The organism is Limnothrix sp. FACHB-881, from assembly GCF_014698135.1.
GTDB lineage: Bacteria > Cyanobacteriota > Cyanobacteriia > CACIAM-69d > CACIAM-69d > CACIAM-69d.
On record NZ_JACJSN010000026.1, the window covers coordinates 1 to 21008 of the forward strand.

At 53.4% G+C, this 21008-nt stretch carries 13 protein-coding genes; 2 read left to right on the forward strand and 11 right to left on the reverse strand.

Annotation, left to right across the window (positions count from 1 at the left end; translation table 11 throughout):
* Positions 1-117 precede the first annotated feature (117 nt).
* The 11 genes from H6G52_RS17295 to H6G52_RS17345 all read right to left on the reverse strand — a co-directional run bounded on the left by H6G52_RS17295 (position 118) and on the right by H6G52_RS17345 (position 17286).
* Complete coding sequence (locus H6G52_RS17295) at positions 118-6201, reverse strand: PAS domain S-box protein (protein WP_190529952.1); 6084 nt, start codon at positions 6199-6201, stop codon at positions 118-120.
* 651 nt (positions 6202-6852) lie between these two features.
* Positions 6853-8658: an aspartate--tRNA ligase gene (aspS, locus tag H6G52_RS17300; protein ID WP_190529954.1), complete on the reverse strand. Its 1806-nt coding sequence runs from the start codon at positions 8656-8658 to the stop codon at positions 6853-6855.
* Between the two features lie 267 nt (positions 8659-8925).
* Positions 8926-9117, reverse strand: coding sequence for a hypothetical protein (locus tag H6G52_RS17305; RefSeq protein WP_190529956.1), 192 nt, complete (start codon positions 9115-9117; stop codon positions 8926-8928).
* A gap of 26 nt (positions 9118-9143) precedes the next feature.
* The gene (locus tag H6G52_RS17310; RefSeq protein WP_190529958.1) at positions 9144-10655 is read right to left on the reverse strand and encodes a GMC oxidoreductase; all 1512 of its coding nucleotides are present in this window, start codon (positions 10653-10655) and stop codon (positions 9144-9146) included.
* A gap of 133 nt (positions 10656-10788) precedes the next feature.
* Positions 10789-11424: a heme-copper oxidase subunit III gene (locus tag H6G52_RS17315; RefSeq protein WP_190529960.1), complete on the reverse strand. Its 636-nt coding sequence runs from the start codon at positions 11422-11424 to the stop codon at positions 10789-10791.
* On the reverse strand, positions 11411-13093 hold the full coding sequence (gene ctaD, locus H6G52_RS17320) for a cytochrome c oxidase subunit I (RefSeq protein WP_190529961.1): 1683 nt from the start codon (positions 13091-13093) through the stop codon (positions 11411-11413). The genes H6G52_RS17315 and ctaD overlap by 14 nt, the downstream gene beginning before the upstream one ends.
* An 85-nt stretch (positions 13094-13178) precedes the next feature.
* Positions 13179-14117, reverse strand: coding sequence for a cytochrome c oxidase subunit II (locus H6G52_RS17325; protein ID WP_190529963.1), 939 nt, complete (start codon positions 14115-14117; stop codon positions 13179-13181).
* Positions 14114-14731: a DUF2231 domain-containing protein gene (locus H6G52_RS17330; RefSeq protein ID WP_190529965.1), complete on the reverse strand. Its 618-nt coding sequence runs from the start codon at positions 14729-14731 to the stop codon at positions 14114-14116. The genes H6G52_RS17325 and H6G52_RS17330 overlap by 4 nt, the downstream gene beginning before the upstream one ends.
* Positions 14731-15228, reverse strand: a complete 498-nt coding sequence (locus H6G52_RS17335; RefSeq protein WP_190529996.1) for a DUF2231 domain-containing protein — start codon at positions 15226-15228, stop codon at positions 14731-14733. Before H6G52_RS17335 ends, H6G52_RS17330 begins: the two co-directional genes overlap by 1 nt.
* 729 nt (positions 15229-15957) lie before the next feature.
* The gene (locus H6G52_RS17340; RefSeq protein ID WP_190529967.1) at positions 15958-16548 is read right to left on the reverse strand and encodes a Uma2 family endonuclease; all 591 of its coding nucleotides are present in this window, start codon (positions 16546-16548) and stop codon (positions 15958-15960) included.
* Between the two features lie 96 nt (positions 16549-16644).
* A complete protein-coding gene (locus H6G52_RS17345) occupies positions 16645-17286 on the reverse strand; it encodes a hypothetical protein (RefSeq protein WP_190529969.1) in 642 nt (213 codons plus the stop codon).
* A gap of 95 nt (positions 17287-17381) precedes the next feature.
* Here H6G52_RS17345 and H6G52_RS17350 point away from each other — a divergent pair, with 95 nt between their 5' ends.
* Entirely contained in the window at positions 17382-18923 is a 1542-nt protein-coding gene (locus H6G52_RS17350) for a DUF2079 domain-containing protein (RefSeq protein ID WP_199312484.1), read from the forward strand.
* A 117-nt stretch (positions 18924-19040) separates the two neighbouring features.
* Positions 19041-21005, forward strand: a complete 1965-nt coding sequence (locus H6G52_RS17355; protein WP_190529971.1) for an FAD-dependent oxidoreductase — start codon at positions 19041-19043, stop codon at positions 21003-21005.
* Positions 21006-21008 lie beyond the last annotated feature (3 nt).

The following is a 21008-nucleotide window of genomic DNA, read 5'->3' on the forward strand; positions in this document are numbered from 1 at the left end:
TATGAGTTGTATTCGGAGACGAGCGAAGGGATGATCTACGGCTGCTTAATGCATTTGATGGTGAAACGATTAGCGGGGATGGCTGATTAATATTGTCTTTATAAATCAGCTCTTAGCTTAGGAAATGGCCGCGAGGAACTCTTGAATCATGGCTGCCAACTGCTTGAGTCGCACCGGCTTGCTCAGATAATCACTGGCTCCCGCCGCCAAACATCGTTCCCGATCGCCCGCCATTGCCAAAGCCGTCAGGGCAATGATCGGCACATTGGCCAGGGTCGGATCTTGGCGAATTTGGCGAGTGGCTTCCAAACCATCCATCACCGGCATCTGAATATCCATCAGGATCAGATCCGGCGGCGCGGCCTTGGCGAAAGCAACGGCCTCCTCGCCGTTTTTGGCCAGGGTCAGGCGATAGCCCTTCGCTTGCAGATACGCCACGATCGTGCTGACATTGGCTTCGTTATCCTCCGCCAACAGAATCAACGGCGATTCCAAAGGTACGGCCGGACTGGGTTCCGCCGCCTCGATCGCCCCCGTTGCCGGTTGATCCGGCCCAGACAGCGTACTTGCACAGGGCAAATCGACCGTAAATCGACTGCCAACACCTACTTCACTCACGAGGGATACTTCTCCACCATGCAATTCAACAATTCGCTTCACCAGCGCTAACCCCAACCCTGTGCCGGTGTACTGCCGATTCAAAGCACTGTCCACCTGCATAAAGGGCTGAAAGAGTTTGCGGACATCTTCTGGCGCAATTCCAATCCCGTCATCCACCACCGAAATTTCCAAAAACTGGTGAACTTCTGTTTCCCCCAAACTACTGTTCAGTTTAGGGACTCGTCGTGATGTTCCCAAACAAACTTCCAAAGAAACAGATCCGTGGTCGGGGGTAAATTTAACCGCATTATTTAACAGATTAATCAGCACCTGACGCACCCGGCGTTCATCCACCAGCAAGTCTGGCAACTTGGGAGGAAGCTGAATCGCCAGTTGAATTCCTTTTTTGAAAGCCTGTTGCTTAACAAACGCCAAACTAGATTGGCACAGGGGCGAAACAGGAACCGCTGCAATGTCTAACTCTAGCTGTCCGGCTTCAATTTTGGCCACATCGAGAATGTCATTAATCAATGATAAAAGATGGGAGCCACTGCGTTCAATGGTTTGCAGCACGCGCTCCTGTTGCTCAGTGATGGGACCAAAAATTGACTCCTGAAGCCCTTCAGTAATTCCCAAAATGGCATTCAACGGCGTTCGTAGCTCATGGCTCATGTTCGCCAGGAATTCATCTTTTAGCCGAGTGGCCCGTGCCAATTCTTGATTAGAAACGGCCAATTCTTGGTTGCGATCGGTCAATTGCTGTTGAGCCTGCTGGCGCTCTTGAAGCTCCCGTTGTAATTGTTCAAATAAATTAGCCTGTTGAATTGCTGTGGCCAACTGGTTCGCAATTTGTTGCAAAAGCTTGGCCTCGGCCCCCTGCCACACCCGCTGTTCCTGGCAAGCATGGATTACTAACACTCCCCACAGGCGGTTATTGTGCCCCACGGAAACCCAGCGATCTTCGCTGTGAACATGCACCTCCTGCAAAATAGGAGCCACCACTTTGGACTGAATTTGTCCTGCTTGGGAATATTCCCGTAGGCAATCTGTCCACCGATCGCTCATCACATCCGGCACAATTCGTGGTTCTCCCTGCCAATAATGCTCCAAGATTTCTATAGACCAATGCTCATCAGCCCACTGGCGGTTTTTGAGAACTGGGAAACCTGGCGCAACAGATTCTTCAAAAATTTGGCTGTGGCCATCTGGGAACACCTGAAGTATGATTGCGCGATCGCACTGAAAAACTTGCCGCACTTGGTCAGTGACCACTTGCAGAATTTCAGCCACATCCAACGATTCTCGAATTCGTTGGGAAATAACGCCTAATAATTCCTGTTGATGGAGTTGGAGGGCGATTCGCTTCTCCGCTCGCTTGCGAACTAATAATTCGGCTTGCATTCGGTCATAGAGGCTGGCCTGTTGAATCGCAATTTCTAATTGATTGGCGATTTGCTTAATTAATTCAATCTCTGAAAGCTCCCAATGCCGGACTTTCATGCATTGATGCACACAAAGCAGCCCCCACAAGGCTCCATTACAAAGCAGAGGCATCACCAAATTAGCCCGCACCGCAAGCCGCTTTAAAACATCCGCATGGCAGGTGCTGAGGCTGCCGTCATAGATATCGTCAGTTGCACAATATTGTCCTTGGGCATAGCGCTGGAAATAGCTTCCGCCAAAACAGCGATCATCCATCGAAACCGCAATCACCGATGGATATTTGTCATCAACGGATTCCGCTACAAACCTGCCATCTTGCCATTGGGACTCGGGATTAAACTGAAAGATGCCAACTCGATCGGACTCCATGAGCTGCCGAATTTCCTGACAAGCCGTTTCAAACACGATCGAAAGATCCAAAGACTGACGAATTCGCTGAGTAATTTCTAATAGCAGGGTCTCGCGCTTGGCCTGCTGAACCACGATCGCTTCCGTTTGCTTGAGATCGCTGATATCCGCAAAATAGCCCACAATTTCTAGGAGCTGATTCTGCTCATCGCGCACTAAATAGAGTTCATCACGCACCCACAAATAGTAACCGTCCGCATGGAGTAATCGATATTCATACTTGTAGCGGCTGCCTTCGGGCAAATTATTGAGATCGCTAAGCACCCTGTCCACATCTTGGGGATGAATTCGGCTAATCCAGAAGTTGGCATCCTGAATAAACTCCTGGGGCGTGTAACCGAGGATGGATTCCACATTGGGGCTAACAAAAGTCGTGGTGTAGTGTTGATCGGGCTTGCAACTGTAGATCACAGCGGGACTGGAGGCTAATAGAAACTCCAACCGCTCTTTGAGTAAACGATTCTCTTGCTCTGTGCGCTTGCGATCGGTAATGTCTTGGGCAATGCCTAAAAAGCCAATGATTTGATCATTGCGATCCCTCAGGCAGCTCACGGAAAGGGCGGCGGGAAACCGAGAACCATCCTGGCGAATACAATTCCACTCGTTCTCGTCCACAATGCCTTGGCGGGCCCGGGCCACGAGCACTTCAAACCCTTGGGCGATCGGCTCGCCCAACTCTGCCGATCGCTGGGCAGCCCGGGCGGCCACCTCCTGACGGTCGTGGAAAATTTCCGGCGTAAGCTGGCGGATCACTTCGGCGGCCCGATATCCCAACATGCGCTCGGCGGCCGGGTTGAAGGTGGTAATTAGCCCCTGGATGTCGGTGGCGATCACCGCATAGGGGGCACAGTTCAGAATGGCCTTATGCAGATTGTGAACGCGCCAAAGCTCTTGGGTTCGCCGTTGAATCGTAATTTCTAGATCCTGATTGAGCTGCTCAAGGGCGTTGGTGGCTTGCTGGCGTTCCAGTTCGGCTCCAGCCCGAGCCGCAAAGATGCGCAAGACGGTTTCGGCTCGGCGGGGCGCTTGAATGGGCCCTTGGTTCAAGATGCAGAGGTGACCAATTTCCAGACCGTGGGAATCCTGGAGGGGAACGCTCAGATAGTTGTTGTCGGTGATTTGCGTCAGACCAGGCACTTGGGGAAACAAAGACTGAAGCAACTGCGGGTGGCAGTCCCCGTGCCAGGGGTAGGGCAGTTCCCGATCGAAGTGGTTGAGGGCACAGGTGGCGATCGTTTCTACGGTTCCCGCATTCCAAAAGGCCAACACTTGGATTCGATTGCCCATGCGCTCGGCCACAAAAGCGTGGGAAACATTGAGAGCGGTGGCCAGGTGTTTGACCAGGGCAGGGAAAAAATCGAGGCCAGTGGCGGCGGTTCCTTCGATCAGGTTTTGCAGGGCAAAGTCAGCCTGTTTGCGATCGGTGATGTTGGTGATGGCTCCCACATGGCCCACGATATCGCCGTTGAAATTGCGCTCCACCACCGATTGGCCATAGACCCAAAGCACTTCTCCGTCGGGACGCGCCAGGCGATATTCGGCCTTCCAGGGGCGATTAGTCTGGATGGCTTGCATCCAGCCATTGGTGACTAAGGCGCGATCGTCCGGGTGCAGGGTGAGCTGCCAACCATGACCAAGGGCGGCCCGATGGTCGAGGCCGGTCATTTCACACCAGTGATCGTTGACGTATAGGCAATGGCCGGCAGTGTCGGTGCGAAAAATCCCGACGGGGGCCACGGCCAACAGGCTGGCGTATCGCTGGCGACTTTCGCGGAGTTCGAGGGCCGATCGCTTCCGATCGCTGATGTCCGTGAGGGTTCCCACATAGCCGATCGGTTGACCCGTGGCATCCCGCTCCACCACCACCCGCATATCCACCCACGTGACAGCCCGATCGGGGTCGGGGCCGTGGCGATGATCGCGCGATTGGAACCGGCATTCCAACTGACAGGAGGATTGTTCCCGCAGATTTTGCTCCCGCAGAGCCAACACCCAATCCCGATCGTCCGGATGCAGGGTTTGCTCCCAATCCCAATCAAGACCCTCTTCAATGGAGCAGCCTAAAATTTGGCAGTAGCGTTCGTTCACGTAGGTGGGCCGTCCCTGCAAATCCATGCGGAAGATGCCCACGGGCACAACGGCCGCAAGATTGGCATAGCGCTGCTCGCTTTCACGCAGGAAGGCTTCCGCTTGCGTGCGGGTTTCCAATTCCTGTTGCAGTTGCTGGTGCGTGATGGCCTGCTTGAGGGCCACTTCCAATTGCACCGACAGGCCCTTGAGCAATTTCACCTCGTCGGGCAACCAGTTTCGGGTGGTTTTGCTTTCGGAAACGCTCAACAATCCCCACAGTTCCTCTTGATAAAGCAGGGGAACCAGAATTTTGGCGCGAGGCCGCAGCTCGATCGGTAACTGGAGGTGACACCCGCCCATGTCACTGGCGGCCACGTCGGGTTCAACCCGGATGTAGCCCTGCCGATAAACCGGTTCTTGGTCATGCTGAAACCAGGTACCCTCCAGTTCCGTGCCGATCATGGAAATGGGTAAGTCCGTTGATTCTGCCACCACCCGAGCCCGGGCCTTGTCGGCGGTTTGAAATTGCCAAATATTCACCCGATCGCACTGCAAGACCCGCCGCACCTCCTGCACCGTGGTATCCAAAATGCTCTGTAAGCTCAGGGACGATCGAATCTGAGTGGCCAACGCCACCAACAGCAGTTCCCGTTCTGCCTTGGCCCGCAGGGCCGCTGTGCGGGTTTCCACCCGCTGCTCCAGTTCCTGGTGATGCAGCGTTTCCAGGGCCTGTTTTTCCGCTTCGAGCTGGTTCACCTTGTGCTCTAGCAGTTCCGCCAGTTTGTATAGCTCCAGGGGATTCAGAACCCGCAGCAAACTGGTTTGGGTGACGATGCCCACCAACTCGCCCCGATCGCCCATGACCAAAACGCGCTGGATGTTGCGCTTGGCCATCAACTCATGAACCAACCACAGGGAACTATCGGCGGCCACGGTGAAAACCGGTGTGCTCATCACCTCTCGCACCGTGAACTGCTGAAAGTCCAAACCCAGGGATTGAAACTGCACCAAGTCCCGTTCCGTCACAATTCCCACGGGCTGCTGTCCTGCATCTGCTGCACCTGGCTCCACAATCACCACGGATCCCACCTGGCACTCAGCCATCAGCCGCGCCACATCAAGCATGGAACTGGTGACCGCGATCGCCACCACATGCTGGGTCATCACCTCTGAGGCCAACCGCATCCGCAGCAGGTCGATCGGGCGGGTGGTTTGGCAGAGGCTTTCGTGGGTCATCAAGCCCACCAACCGGCGATCTGCATCCAGCACGGGCAAATGGCGAATGCCATGTTTGTGCAACAGCGTGATGGCCGCCATCACATCCAGGTCTTCACAAGTTTTGGTCTGCAAGGTCACCAAGGGCTGGATCATGATCTGGGAGACCGTGAGTTGATCCAAGCAGGTTTGTGCGGCCAACAGCCGCACCACATCTCGCTCGGTCACAATCCCGATCGGGCGGTCTTGATCCACCACCAGCACACAGCTCCCCCGAGCCTCTCGCAGCACCTGCTGGTTGTTGTTTTCAGGATCGGTGGATTCCGCAATTCCACAGCTCGATCGCACCTGACTCATCCGATGGAGCGCCGCTACCACGGGTGTGTCCGGTGAAACAATCAGCGGGTTCTGAATCAAGGCAGCCTGCGGATCCAAAGGAGTCAGGGTGACAGACAAGGCAGCCATATGCATTGCAGAAGGGAAGTTCTTCTATTATTTACTACCCAAGGAGAAAGCGCCGGGCTGCTCATTTCGCCCATTGATTTTCTCAAAGCGATCCAACTCTTTCGTCAATTGTCAGTCAAGCGAGTTGTAAATAGATATAAATTGGCGAAAAATTTAGTAAAAAAGGAACAGAAATGCAAAGTATGTATCAAATCAAACTAAGTAATTAAAACCTGAACAATCATCACTGATCATGTTTTTGTATGATTTTCAATCTTTTTCAAGAATTAATTCTACTGAGTTTTCTTTGAAATTCATCGCAATTCCAAAAAAGCATAGCGAATCAATCTATTTGTACCGATTAATTTGCATCAATCGGGAAACGGATCCATTGTCACAGGTCACAGGTCTGCGTGATTTCGACCGCAAGCCATCTTTAAAAACACTTCAAAAAGACAGAGGGCTGTCACCCAGTTACTGATGACAGCCCTTGAAATTTAGGCAGCAAAATTTAAGCGACGAGACTTAGACGACGAGACTTAGAGGATGTCTGAGAAGTGTCTTTTGACACGAGCCAAGCATCAATAGTCGTGGGGCGAGAGGCTGAAGCCCCTTGTCTTCGTCGGTTGGTCAGACCCGCAAGGTGGCAATTTAGGCTTTTTAGACACCCTCTTAGGCCGAGGCTTCGGCTTCCGGCTTCTTGGGTTTGTAGGTCGAAGCCACTTGCAATTCCTTCAGTTGCTTGGCTTCCACCGACGAAGGCGCGTCGGTCAACAAGCAGCGGGCCTGTTGGGTTTTGGGGAAGGCGATCGCGTCGCGGATCGAGTCTTCGCCGGTCAAAATCGACACCAGGCGATCGAGACCGTAGGCAATCCCCCCGTGGGGCGGCGTGCCATATTCAAAGGCATCGAGCAGGAAGCCGAACTTGGCGCGGGCTTCTTCATCGGTCAAGCCGATCGCCGCGAACACCTGTTCTTGCACATCCCGTTGGTAGATTCGCAAGCTGCCGCCGCCGATTTCCGTACCATTCAGCACGATGTCGTAGGCCAGGGCGCGGGCGGTTTTGATGTCCGCCAAATCTTCCGGGTTGGGGGCGGTGAAGGGGTGGTGCAGGGCTTCTAGGCGCTGTTCGTCGGCGTTGTACTCGAACATCGGGAAATCCACGACCCAGAGCAGATTGATCGCTTCGGGGTCAATCAGGTTCAGCTCTTTGCCCAGGGCCAAGCGCAGGCGATCGAGTGTTTTGTTCACAATCTCCGCCGGGCCCGCGCCAAACAACAGCAGATCGCCCGCTTGTGCGCCCGTGCGTTGCAGCAGCTCGGCGGTGATTTCCGGGGTCAGGCTGTCCTTGAGCGCCCCGATCGTGTCCACTTCGCCGTTGTCGCGCACCCGGATGAAGGCCAGACCCTTGGCTCCGGCTTCCGAGGCGATCGCGAACAAATCCCCACCGGGCTTGATCCGCACGTTGGATACCGCATCGTTGCCGCCGGGGACGGGCAGGGTTTTGACGATCCCACCGGCCGCGATCGAGCCGGAGAACACCTTGAACCCACAGCCCTTGAACAGATCCGAGCAGTCCGCCAGTTCCATCCCAAAGCGGGTGTCGGGGCGATCACTGCCGTAGCGATCCATGGCTTCGGCGTAGGTCAGGCGCGGGAAGGGGCGCGGCAGGTCAATGTTCTTGACAGTTTTGAAGATGTGGCAAACCAGTTGCTCATTCAAGTCCAGGATTTCTTCCATGGACATGAAGCTCATTTCCATGTCGAGTTGGGTGAACTCTGGCTGGCGATCGGCTCGCAAATCTTCATCGCGGAAGCAACGGGCGATTTGGTAGTAGCGATCGAACCCGGACACCATCAGCAACTGCTTAAACAACTGCGGCGACTGGGGCAGGGCAAACCACTCGCCCGGATTCACCCGCGAAGGAACCAGGTAATCGCGTGCCCCTTCTGGCGTGGATTTGGTTAGGACGGGCGTTTCGATTTCCATGAAGCCCTGGGCATCTTCCAGGAACCGGCGCATGGCCTTCACCACCGCATGGCGCAGTTGCAGGTTGTGCTGCATCCGGGGGCGGCGCAAATCCAAATAGCGATATTTCAGCCGCAATTCTTCGCGAACGGTTTCGTTTTCGGAGGTGGAAACCTGGAACGGCAGTTGCTTGCTGACAGCGCTGAGGATTTCGATTTGATCCGCCAGCACTTCCACTTCCCCGGTGGCCAGCTTGGGGTTCACGGACTCGGGCGGCCGCTGGGTGACCGTGCCCGTAATCCGCACCACATATTCATTGCGGAGGGAGTCGGCAATTTGAAACGATTCGGGCAAGTCCGGGTTCGAGGCCACCTGAACGATCCCCGAGCGATCGCGCAAGTCCACAAACACGACTCCCCCGTGGTCGCGGCGGCGATCGACCCAACCGCAAAGGGTGACGGTTTTACCAACCTGTTCGGCGCGCAGTTGACCGCAGTAGTGGGTACGCATGGTGACTCAAAATGGGACTGGAACTTAACTGGACGAATTCAGGACTGACGCGGTTGCTGGACAGACAAGGGGCGGCCGCTGATTAGACAAGGGGCAGCTGCTCTCCAGACAAGGGGCGGCTGCTCTCCAAACAAGGGGCGGCTGCTCTCCAGACAAGGGGCTTAAGCCCCTTGCCCCCACGGTCTCGCGCTGCACGATCGCGCAGTGGCGAAATGGGGTTTCAGGGAATTCATTGCCCCTGGCCCCAAGCCTCTTGTGGCGGTTGCGTCAGTCCGCAAAAATCTTGACGAAACGCAAATGCGCTGGGGTGCAAGTCCAATATCCTACCCCGATCGCGCGGCTTGGCCCGCTGAGAAATGCCGCGACTTGCCGACAACCGGCGACGGTTTGGCACTGCACCCGATCACCCAGATTGATTGTAAAGGATTGTTGCGATCGCCCTGTCTCGCTACGAGTCATTCGCCCTCAAATGTCGATTGAGCCACTTAAGCCAGTCGATCGAGCAGGTGATCGCCCACACGCAGCGCATTCGCAATAATCGTCAGGGCGGGGCTAACACTGGCGTTCGAGGGGAAAAAGCTGCCATCCACCACATACAAATTATCCACATCGTGGGCGCGGCAGTTGCGATCGAGCACGGAAGTCGCCGGATCGTCCCCAAACCGACAAGTCCCGCATTGGTTGGCCATCACCTGCACCGGAATTTCCCCGCGAGGATGGATTGTGCCCACTGGAAAGCCATCGAGTTGCTTTTCTAGGGATTTCAACACATCAATCCAGCGATGGGCGAGGCGATCGTGCGCTTCGGTATTGTTCGGTTGATAGTCAATACAAAGCTTGTGTTGATCTAGGTAAACTCGGTTATTGAGATTGGGCAAATCTTCCGTTTGAATCCACCAGCCGATCGAGCGGGTCGCCAGTTGTCGCAACCCAAATCCCGGCATGAATTTCGCAAGCACCGAAAACATCGGCGGTGCTTCTGCAAAAATCACATCGGTTAGCAAGCCACCCGTATTATAAATATGACCCATGGGGTAGGGAAAATCCGCATCTCCCCAATAGAAATCATTCACACAAATGGTTTTTTGAAACGCACCGGAATTGGCTTTGCTGCTAACCTGCACGATCGCGGTCATCAGGTTTTTCATGAGGTTGCGGCCCACCAAGTTTGAACTATTGGCTAGTCCTTGTGGGTGACAATCATTGGCCGATCGCAGCAACAGGGCCGCAGAGTTCACCGCCCCGCAAGCCAACACCACCAAATCCCCCAAAAAGAGATAGGGTTTACCATCAATCTCTGCTTCGACAGCGCGAACAAATCGCCCTGAGGAGTTGGTATGCAAACCCACAACTTTTGCCTTGGTTTTGAGGGTGACGTTGGGATATTCCACCGCTGGCAACACGCCACTCACTTCTGAGTCATTGGTGGGGTCATCATCTTGGCGAGTTAACCCCAAGGGCAAGGCAGATGGGTGCAATCCTTGCTGGGCGATCGCTCCCGTAATGGCGGCAATTTGCGGATCAGATTCGATCGATGGAAAGGGATAGTCGCTGCTCCGAAATGGCTCGGTGGGGTCTTGGTCAGCCTGGCCATGCACTTTATAAAGCGCTTCGGCAGCGGTGTAATAAGGCTCGAATTCCCCATAGTCCACACACCAAGCCGGTGAAATTCCCTCGCGATGGGTAACGGCAGCAAAGTCCTGTTCTCGCCGCCGCATCAGCACAGCTCCATAGATTTTGGTGTTGCCCCCGATCGCGTAGTTCATTTGGGGCGAAAAGGGTTCGCCCGTGTTGTCGTACCACTGTTCCGGCGCGTGATATCGCTCGCGTTTAAAAACATCCACATTGCTGCGATTTTGTTCTTCGAGGGGCATAAAATCTCCCCGCTCAAGAATCAAAATACGCTTGCCGGTGGGTGCTAATTTATAAGCCAGCGTCCCACCGCCAGCCCCAGTACCAATAATAATCACGTCGTAATGGCAATCATCAATAATCATAATTAGATCGTCCTGACTACTCAACTATTGAAACGATTGCTTGCCGATTCACTGACATTGGGAAGGGTTTGATGGGCGATCGCTCATCTCATTCCAAAATCGCCGATCACCCTCATCTTGATCGGTGTTTTGGTTACTGCCAGATGTAAATCAACAGGAACAAAATAATCCAAATCACATCCACAAAGTGCCAAAACAACGAGGTCGAAGCCACGCCAAATTCGCCGCGATCGTAATTACCCGGAATGAACGATCGCACCAACATGATCAGTTGCAGCAACACACCCGCAAAAACGTGCAGACCGTGGAATCCTGTCAGCAAATAAAACGTGCCGCCAAACACCCCATCGGTAAACCCAAAGTCTAAGTGGCTCCACTCGATCGCCTGGCCATACAAGAAATAGCTACCCATGGCGATCGTCAGCAGCCAAAATGCCCGAAAGCCCCAGAGCTGCTTAACATGTAAATAGCGCTCCGCCAGATAAATCGTGAGGCTGCTAGACACCAAAATGACCGTGTTGATGGCCGGCTCGCGCACCTCCAAACCCAAAACACCTGCCGGCAACCAGGTTTGGGCAGTGGTTTTGTAGACAATGTAGCCCGCGAAGAAGCTGAAGAAAATGACACTTTCAGACAGCAAAAAAATCACAAAACCAAACATTTGATCGCCAGGAGAGCCATGGCCATGGGCCGCATGGTGTGCGTCATCATGGGTCTCAGCAATTCCCGGCAATGCATCATCTCGCAAGTCCGTTTCAGTTGGGTTCATGGGCCACCTCTAATTCGTCGGGATTAGACACCAAGGGATCAGATTTGCCATAGCCATAAGGCTCAGAAACCACGATCGGGAGTTCCTCAAAGTTCTCAACCGTTGGCGGCGAAGACAACAGCCATTCCAGCCCGATCGCCCGCCAGGGATTTTTGGGTGCTTTTTCACCCTGCACCCAAGAACCAATCATGTTCAAAATAAACGGCAGGGTAGACATGCCCAACAAAAAAGCTCCTAGGCTCGCCACCACATTCCAGAACGTAAATTCAGGATCGTAAGACGCGACCCGGCGCGGCATCCCTTGCAACCCCAAAGGATGCATGGGAAAGAAGTTCAAATTAGTGCCAATGAAAGTTAGGGCAAAGTGCAATTTCCCCAGCCCTTCGGAATACATGCGCCCGGTCATTTTGGGAAACCAGTGATAGATCGCTGCATAAATTCCCATCACCACTGCGCCGTAAATCACATAGTGAAAATGTCCCACCACAAAATAGGTATTGTTCACATGGATATCAACCGGAACTGCTGCCAACATAATGCCGGTGATGCCTGAAAACACAAACATCACCAGCCCACCCAGGGCAAATAGCATGGCTGTGTTGAGGCGCAATTTACCCCCCCAAATGGTGGCAACCCAGGCGAAAACTTTAATCCCCGTGGGCACCGAGATCAGCATGGTTGTGGCCATAAAAACCATCCGCATCCAGCCCGGTGTGCCACTGGCGAACATGTGGTGAACCCAAACAATGGCACTCAAGCCGGTGATAATTAGGGATGAAATGGCAACCACTTTGTAGCCAAAGAGGGGCTTGCGAGCATAGACCGGCAAAACCTCAGAGAAGATGCCAAAAATCGGCAAGATAATGACATAAACGGCTGGGTGAGAATAGAACCAGAAAAAGTGCTGGAACAGCACCGGATCACCACCTTTGGCCGGATCAAAAAATGTCGTACCCACGGTGAGATCCAACAACAGCATCACCGCGCCAGCGGTCAAAGCGGGCAGACCAAACAGTTGAATAATTTGGGCGGCTAACACCGTCCACACAAAAACCGGCATCCGAAACCAAGTCATACCGGGGGCACGCATGCGGGCGATCGTGGTGACAAAATTCACCGCACCCATAATCGATGAAACGCCGGAAATCGCCACCGCCAATAGCCACAGCATTTGACCATTGATCAGGTTGCCCGTGGGATTTTGAAGGCTGACGGGTGGATAGGCCCACCAACCGGCTTGGGCTGGGCCACCCGGCACCAAAAAACTCGCCATCAAAATTGTGCCGAAAACGGGCACCATCCAAAAGGCGATCGCATTCAGCCGAGGAAAAGCCATATCCCTTGCGCCAATCATCAGGGGCACGAGATAGTTTCCTAGACCCAATAGACAAGGAAATGTCCACAAAAACAACATCACCGTGCCATGCATGGTGAACATGGCGTTGTAAACAGTGCGATCGACCAAATCCGACTCTGGTGTGATCAATTCGCCCCGAATAATCATGGCGAAAATGCCACCTACTAGAAAGAAAAAGAAGGACGTTACTAGGTACTGAATTCCAATCACTTTGTGATCGGTGCTGAAGCTAAAAAAGCGCTTCCAGTTATTGGGCGCACCGGGTATGGGTGGCTGAGAAGCGGCGATCGATTCGGTAGCAAGATTGGTCATAAATCGGTTGGAGGAAACTATTCTGGAATGCTGAGAGCTTCAATCAAAACCTAATGAAACTGAGTTAAGCGAAAGTGACTAATCGCTAACTGGTTCCTTTGCCGGGATAGTTCACGAGGGGTGGCGGCGCTGGTTGCACTGTTTGCCAGCCAGTGCGTCCACCGGGGGAGCGCTGGAATTCATCAAAGGCTTGGTTATAGGCAGCGGTGGGCTTTTGGTTCGCCGCATCCGTCAGCCACTGTTGATAGGAATCAGAGGATTCCACCACCACATCGGCTTGCATGGCCGCGAAGTAAGTGCCGCTGTACTGAGAGTCACGCAAACGGTATCGGCCTTCGCGGATGGGCGTAAATTTCAGGGTAATGGCACGCCCTGGAATGATATCTTGCTTCACCCGAAAGGCTGGAATATAAAACCCATGGATGACATCTTCAGAGGTGAGTTGCAAACTGATCCGTTGATCGGCTGGCAGATGTAATTCAGCGGTTGTGACTCGCCGATCGGGGTAATAGAATTCCCAAGCCCATTGTCGAGACTTTACGGCAATCACGACCTCTGGATTTATGATCGCATTGCTATCCTTTGATTCAGCAGCAACCGGGGCGATCGCTGGAGCCTCTGATGCCATGTCATGTGCCATTGATTCATGCACATGCTCCATAGGGCCCAAGATAGAAATGCGATCGTAAATGTGGTAGCTGTAGGCGGCAATTCCAACGACGAGGATGAAAGGAATCGCCGTCCAAACTATTTCCAACGTGACGTTTCCTTCAATGTGCGGGCCGTCGCTGGTGTCATATTTACTAGCTTGTTGAAACAACGCCACATAAACGATCGTTCCGACCACGCCTAGGAAAATGAACGTCCCGATCGCCACTAAAAAGCTGAATAGGCGATCGATCAGTTGGGACTCTGCCGAGGCTTGGGGGGGAAACCAGGTATAGGACTGCTCCCCCATCCACCAACTGACGAGGGCCAGTGCGATCGCTAGGGTTCCTAAGGTGAGGATGGTGCGAATCTTCATGGATTGAATGATTTCAAAACGAGGTTAGGATTTTCACCCAAATCCAACAGGCGATCGGCGGTGATGTGCACACCAAATTCAGCGGCTAATTGTGCCCCCAAGGTTCCATGGACAAACATCAAACCAAAAATGATTAGCCCCACTAAAAGATAGCTCCATTGCACTTGGCGCGATCGATCTTTCATCCAAACAAATCGCTGAAATCCTCGCCAAACGGTCATACCTACGATTAACAGCAACAGGACAACGCCACCCACGCCATGCCACAACATGGTTTCCATGGCCTGCAACCCCCAAGCGCTTTTCACATCTGCTGGTGGCCGAGCTAATAACATTTCATAAAAGCCCGCAGCCACCGTCAAAAAGGTGACGATCGCCCCGGCTAGCATGTTGTACCAACCCACATCAAAAAAATTGGAGCGCGTGGCAGGAATCGCTAAAAACTTAAAAACCGGCTTTTCGAGGGGAAACAAAACGCCAACAATATCAAAGGCGATCGCCACAATAAACAAACCCAAGGTCAAGTGCACCAAATTGGGATGAATCGGAACCACATAGGGTAATCCATTGATCCCCAATTGGTTTTGCACCTGCTCAATCAGATCGCTATTCATTACAATATTCCCTCCCGCACAGCCTCAACCACGGGCACCGTATGGAGGCCATAGACCCAAACCAACAAATCGCCCAGATAAATCTGAAAGCACACAATTACGGTCATCAAAATCCCTACACCTAAGAAGGCTTTGGGCAAACCTTTGGGATCGCGAGATCGCAACACATAGCGCCAAGCGGTCATGGCTGCAATAATTCCCGACAGAGACCAACCCAGAAGCGTGTGCAGATTCAAAGTGGCTTCGGCAGCATTGTAGGGTTCAGCTAAGCCCGCTTCGATTTGCCCAAAAATAATGGCAATGAAGATAGAAATGGTCGCAAAAAACAAATTCCACCAGCTCACTTCATAGAGTCGTGGATTGCGCGTGAAATAGGCGATGCCATCGCATAAAACCGAAAATAACACCATCGCAATGACAAAATGCACCACGATTGGGTGCATCGTATCTGGATAAGGCAAATTATGATCGTTGAGCGGGGGGAGATACTCCAACATATTGGTCAAAAGTCTGTCAATTAATTGAATATACCGGTCTATTGGTCAATAATTATCATAGATTTCGCGATTTAGTCATTATTAACCTTGTCACCAATGGCAACGATATTTCTTGAAGGAAAAACCGTTTGCGAGCCGATTTTTCAAAATCCGATTACTCGACGAAACACAATTCATGAGGCTGATAGCCAGTGATGATAAATTCATCAAAAACTAACCGCCAAGTGTTGATCAAAGGTTTCAATGCAAAAAGTATTTTGTAAACTGGGCTACTGTTTAATTGAAATGAATGCTGATCATTTCGCCTATTAGTTTAGTGGATACATAGGAAATGTCAGTAAGTTATACTGGTTTTTTTAAGATTTTTATCAATATTATTACCAATTGCTTCACATTTTTCAGAAACTTTTTGAAGGTTGGATGCCAACTTGCTCATTTTTCTATAGATCTTCTTTCTATCAATCTGTGCGACCAAACTGTGCGACCAAACCTCAATGTCAGATTCATTGAACACTAATTCAATAATGTCTTCATACTGAAAATCAAGGTTTTTGTATATTGAATAACACTTTGATTAATTTAAATTAATTATTTAGTTCAGGCCGGAGCTAGTTTTTAGGTTTTCTTAACTGAAATTCTATTTAGTTCAAGATGCTGGTCTAGTCATTCACTAGCCTCTGAAAACTTCCAATTCTGAAATCAATCACCAGAGAGAGGAACTGAAATTTTTTAAATTTCAAGTAGTTCCGGAGGGGTCTGATCAAAAATCACATCTTCATAAAGGCGATCGAACCCGGCTCGATACTTGACGGTTTCCAAAACCAATTCCGCCTCGATGCTTTCGTAACTTTCCAAGATCCATTGATCCGCTGCGGAGCGCCGAAAAATATCCACCTGGGGCTGTTGAGCAGAAATTAAAACGTATTCTCGCAAGCTGTCGAGGTGGCGATAGGCGGCAAACTTGCGTCCCCGATCGAAGGCTTCTGTGGAATTTGATAACACTTCCACAATCAAACAAGGGGCTGATTTATAAAGCGGCTGATTGCGATCGCCCGGATCACAAGTCACCATCACATCGGGATAAAAAAACTTCGTGCCCTGATTAATCTGCACCTTCATATCCGACATAAAGACACGGCAACCAGTTCCTCTCAGGTGCGATCGCAGTTCGCTCGCCAAATTTAGCGCGATCGTCGTATGCGCATCTGTACCACCGGCCATGGCATAGGCTTGCCCATCGAGGTATTCATGCCGAATATCGCTCTGGGCTTCAAGAGTCAAATACTCGTCAGGGCTAAGGAATTGGGGAGCAGCAATCATGATTGTGGAACAATCGCGCAATTTTTTCCAGCATATCGTAACTACCTTGGGAAAGTAATTAAGATTGGTTGATGAGCCATCATGGACAACTTTCAATTACTGAATGTAGCCTGTTTTGGCTTGGAGGGCATAGTTGTGAATCACTGGATTTTGTGTGTTCGAGTTCGCTAACCATTGCTCCAAAATGGCGACGGCTTGCTGATCATGCAATGCCCAATGACCTAATCCATGCATTGCCGAGACGATCGCGTTGCCATTTTTGCGATCAAGAGCGGCACTCATCACCTCCAAGCTGGCTGCAATCACCGATGGAGAAGCACTGCCAGGGTAAACCACAAACAAATCCCAGAACATATAGCACAGAAACTCTAGGCGATCGCCCGCTTGAATTGCCCCAATTTCTTGGATCGATTGACTCGACGCAAAACAGTATCGATCAAAATAGTTTTGATAGAGATAGTTGAGGTTTTGAATACCCTTAATGATGCGAGATTCTGGGCAGCGCAAATAGCAAAAGGGCAGATCGCTACAGCTATTAGAAAAAATGTAGTTCAAGCCGAAGCCAATTTGATTGCGGGAAAATCGCTGGTGAATTTCCGCATCCACCAAAACCTGATCAATGTAATCAAAAGCGCGATCTCGTGGCAGTCGATCAAACTCGGGACTCATCTCAGCGCAAACGGGATCGGCTTGTTCCGGCTGGCCAAAGAGTTGATCGCGCCATTGTTGATAGTTCATGGTCGGGAGCGGCTGAGGAATGGGGCGGCGGCTCGATCGATTCTAGCCATTGCCCCCTGCGGACGGGCCGGGCGGTGGTAGGCTGTTGGCGATTTGTGCCGCAGGAACCCGAGATGCGATCGCCCCGCTGGACATCTATAACCTGGATCTCTAACTGGATCGCCACCACAGAGATTGCAGGTTGGTTTCGATCGATCCCCCGATCGCTCTGGTGGTCGGTGGGCATTTGGGCGATCGTGCTGTTGGTTTGCAGTGTGGTGCGCCATGAGCTGTTTCAATCAACGGCCTTTGATTTGGCAATTTATGACCAAGTGGCCTACCTGATGGGGCGCGGCGAAACGCCGTTTTCCACCGTGTCGGACATGCACCATATGGGCAACCACGCGGCCTACAGCTTCTTTGGGGTGGGGCTGCTCTACGCCATTTTTCCTAGTGTTTACTGGCTGTTTTTGGTGCAGGCGATCGGGCTGGCGGCGGGGGCGATCCCCGCTTGGGCGCTAGCGAAACAGGCGGGGCTGAATCCGGGCCAATCCCTGGCGATCGCCTGGGCCTATTTGCTCTATCCCGTGGTATTCAACGTCAATTTGTTTGACTTTCACCCGGAGGTGATGGGGATCGCGGGGCTGCTGGGGGCGATTTGGCTGGGGCGAGCCAACCGGCCGATCGCCCTGGCGCTGGTGCTGGTCTGGGTGATGGGCTGCAAGGCGGTGCTGTCGATTACGGTGGCGGCCATGGGCGCTTGGTTGTTGTTGCTCGATTGCAAACGGTGGCCCGGGCTGGTGGCGCTGGGGATGGGGGTCGGTTGGTTTGTGGTGGTGAACCAGGCCGTGATCCCCGCTTTTAATCATGGCCTGAGCCACGATGCGATCGGGCGCTATGCCTACTTGGGTTCCAGTGTTTCCGAGGCGGCGTTGAATCTGTTCCTGAAGCCACAACTGGTGCTGGGGAAGCTGTTCTCAGGGGACACGCTGATCTATTTACTGCTGATCTTGGGGCCGTTGCTGCCTTGGTTCGGGGGCGGCCGGCTGCGGGCCTGGGCGGCGGCGGCTCCGGCGATCGGGTTGAATGCCCTGTCCACGGTGGCCGAGCAGCGGGACTTGGTGCATCAATATTCCCTGCCGATTTTGCCGTTTTTGTTGGTGGCGGCGATCGATAGCTTGGCGCGGGGTCGCTGGGATTGGCTTGATCGCCTGGGATCAATGGGCGATCAGTTACGCAGTTGGATCGCCAGCGGACGGGCCATTTGGGTTTGGTCACTGATTGGCTTTTTAGCCCTGGCCAAATTCGGCTATTTTGGCTCCATTTATTTGGCGGAACTGGACACTTGGGCGGACAGTCGCGCGGCGATCACCTTGATCCAAACCCAGGAGCGATCGATCCCCGCCAATCAACGAGGCGGCATCCTCACCACCGCTGATTTGGGGCCCCACCTCAGTCACCGCACCATGCTGCGCCAAACGATCGCCACCGCGCCACCGCCCAACTGGGCCGAATACGATTGGGTGTTGCTGAACCTGAAACATCCGGGCTGGGGCAGCACCCATGAGTTTGCTCAATCATTGGATCGGGAATTGCGATCGAATCCGGCCTACAAAATCGCCTTCGATCGCGGTGGGATCGTCCTCTTTCAGCGCTAGCCTAGTACGAGCGCATCGCCAGTCAGCATCAATTTCCGTAATTGCTGTGATTTTCGCGGGCGATCGCACCCTTTTCCATTCCCCTCGCCTTTCGGCAACCAAGGATAAGACGGCAACATGCAGCGACTGATTGGGTTGTGGCAACGGTTTGGACAAGTGACCCTGGGACTAGGGGTCGTCGCTGCGGGCGCAACCCTGGCCGCGTTCGATCGCCCCGATGCCATCAACTCACAGTTGCCACCGCCGAACGATCTGCAACCCCTCAGCGTCACCCCGGGCCCCGCCAAGGACTTGGCCAACGAACTAAGGATTACGGCTTCCTTTGGCAGCAATGGCCGGCCCGTATTGTCGCCCCTGCCCCAGGCCCAAGAGGTTTGGCAATGCGAAGTGGTGGTGGTGGGCGGATCCTTGGGGGGCGTGGGGGCCGCCGTTCATGCCATGCAGTCGGGCGCACGAACCTGCGTGATTGAGGTGTCGCCCTGGATTGGAGGGCAAATTAGCACCCAAGGCGTGTCGGCGATCGATGAGTCGGCGGACATGATTTTGGCCGGCAACCTCTCGGAAAGCTGGAAAGCCTTTAAATCGCGCATCTATCGCCAACCGGTCAAGATTCCACGCTGGGCCGATCGCAACCAGCCGATCAAAACCGTGCGCGAGGTGGATAGCTGCTGGGTTGGTTCCCTATGCTTTCCCGCTTCGGCCGGCGATGTGGCCGCGCGTGAGGCGTTGGCCGCGGCCGCCCAATTGGCTCCCGGCAGCCGCTGGAGCAGTGCCACGGCCTTCAAGGGCGCAGCTTTTGATGCAACGGGCCACAATATTACGGCGATCTACGCAGTGCGGCGCACACCTCGGGCGGACTATATGCCCTCGGGGCGCTTGTCTCAGGAACTGCCGGCTTGGTATTCCTGGAACAGCGACGACACGTTTCGGAAAACACCCATTCGCCTAGAACCAGTGCCGGGCAAGCGATTCACGGTGATTGATGCCACGGATACCGGTGAGCTGGTGGCCTGGGCCCGTGTGCCACACCGGTTGGGATCGGAATCGCGCCGCACCTTGGGTGAGCCGAATGCGGCCAATTGGGACAACCCCCAATGCACCCAGGCCTTTACGTTCCCCTTTGTGGTGGCGATCGCCAATGATGAGGGTCGCAGCCTCAAGCAACTGGGCCGACTACAACCCACTTTCCCCAAGCACGAACACCAACGCACCTTTTCCCTCTGGGGCTTTCCACCCTTTCTCGATCGCAGCTTTTTCAAATATCGGCGGATCGTGAGTATGCGGCTGGATAACCGAATCACCGGCAAGCCCAGCCCCGGGGATATGGCCATGATCAATTGGGGCTATGGCAATAACTGGAACCTGATGAACCCGCCTCTGATCCTGACGGGCGATCGGCTGATGGATACGGATCAGTACCGCAACTGGATGGGCGGCGTTTCCACGGAAGCCTTGCACCACGGCGAGGAGCGGGCGCTCATTTTCTCAGAATGGGTGCTGAAAACCCTGGCCACAAAAGAATTTCCCCTGATGCATTTGGCGGGGCCCAACACGCCGATGGGGACGCGATCGGGCTTGAGCCTGATGCCCTATATCCGCGAGGGGCGACGCATTTTGGGCCGCAGTGCCTATCGCCAAAATGCCTTCATGATTCGGGAAAACGACGTGCATCGGGGCATTGAGAATATGCGCGACTTTTCCGCCACCTCAATCTCCATGGTGCATTACGACATCGATATCCAGGGCTGTGCCTATCGCAACTGGGAAGACCCCGGCGAGGCCACCAACGCCAGCGCGGATATTGCCCATGTGCGCCCGGTGGCTGTCCCGATCGAGGCACTGATTCCTCGGGGCGTGGATAATTTGTTGATTGGTGGCAAGGCGATCGCCGTTTCCCACATTGTGAACGGGGTCACCCGCATTCACTACAGCGAATGGAGTTCGGGGGCCGCTGCTGGTTCGATCGCTGGCTGGTTGCACCGGCAACCCAAGAGTTTAATTGCGGCCGAAATTGTGCCCCAAAATCGGTTTTCCTTGGTGCGTGAACATATGAAAGCCCAAGGATTGCGCTGGTGGTGGTAAGCA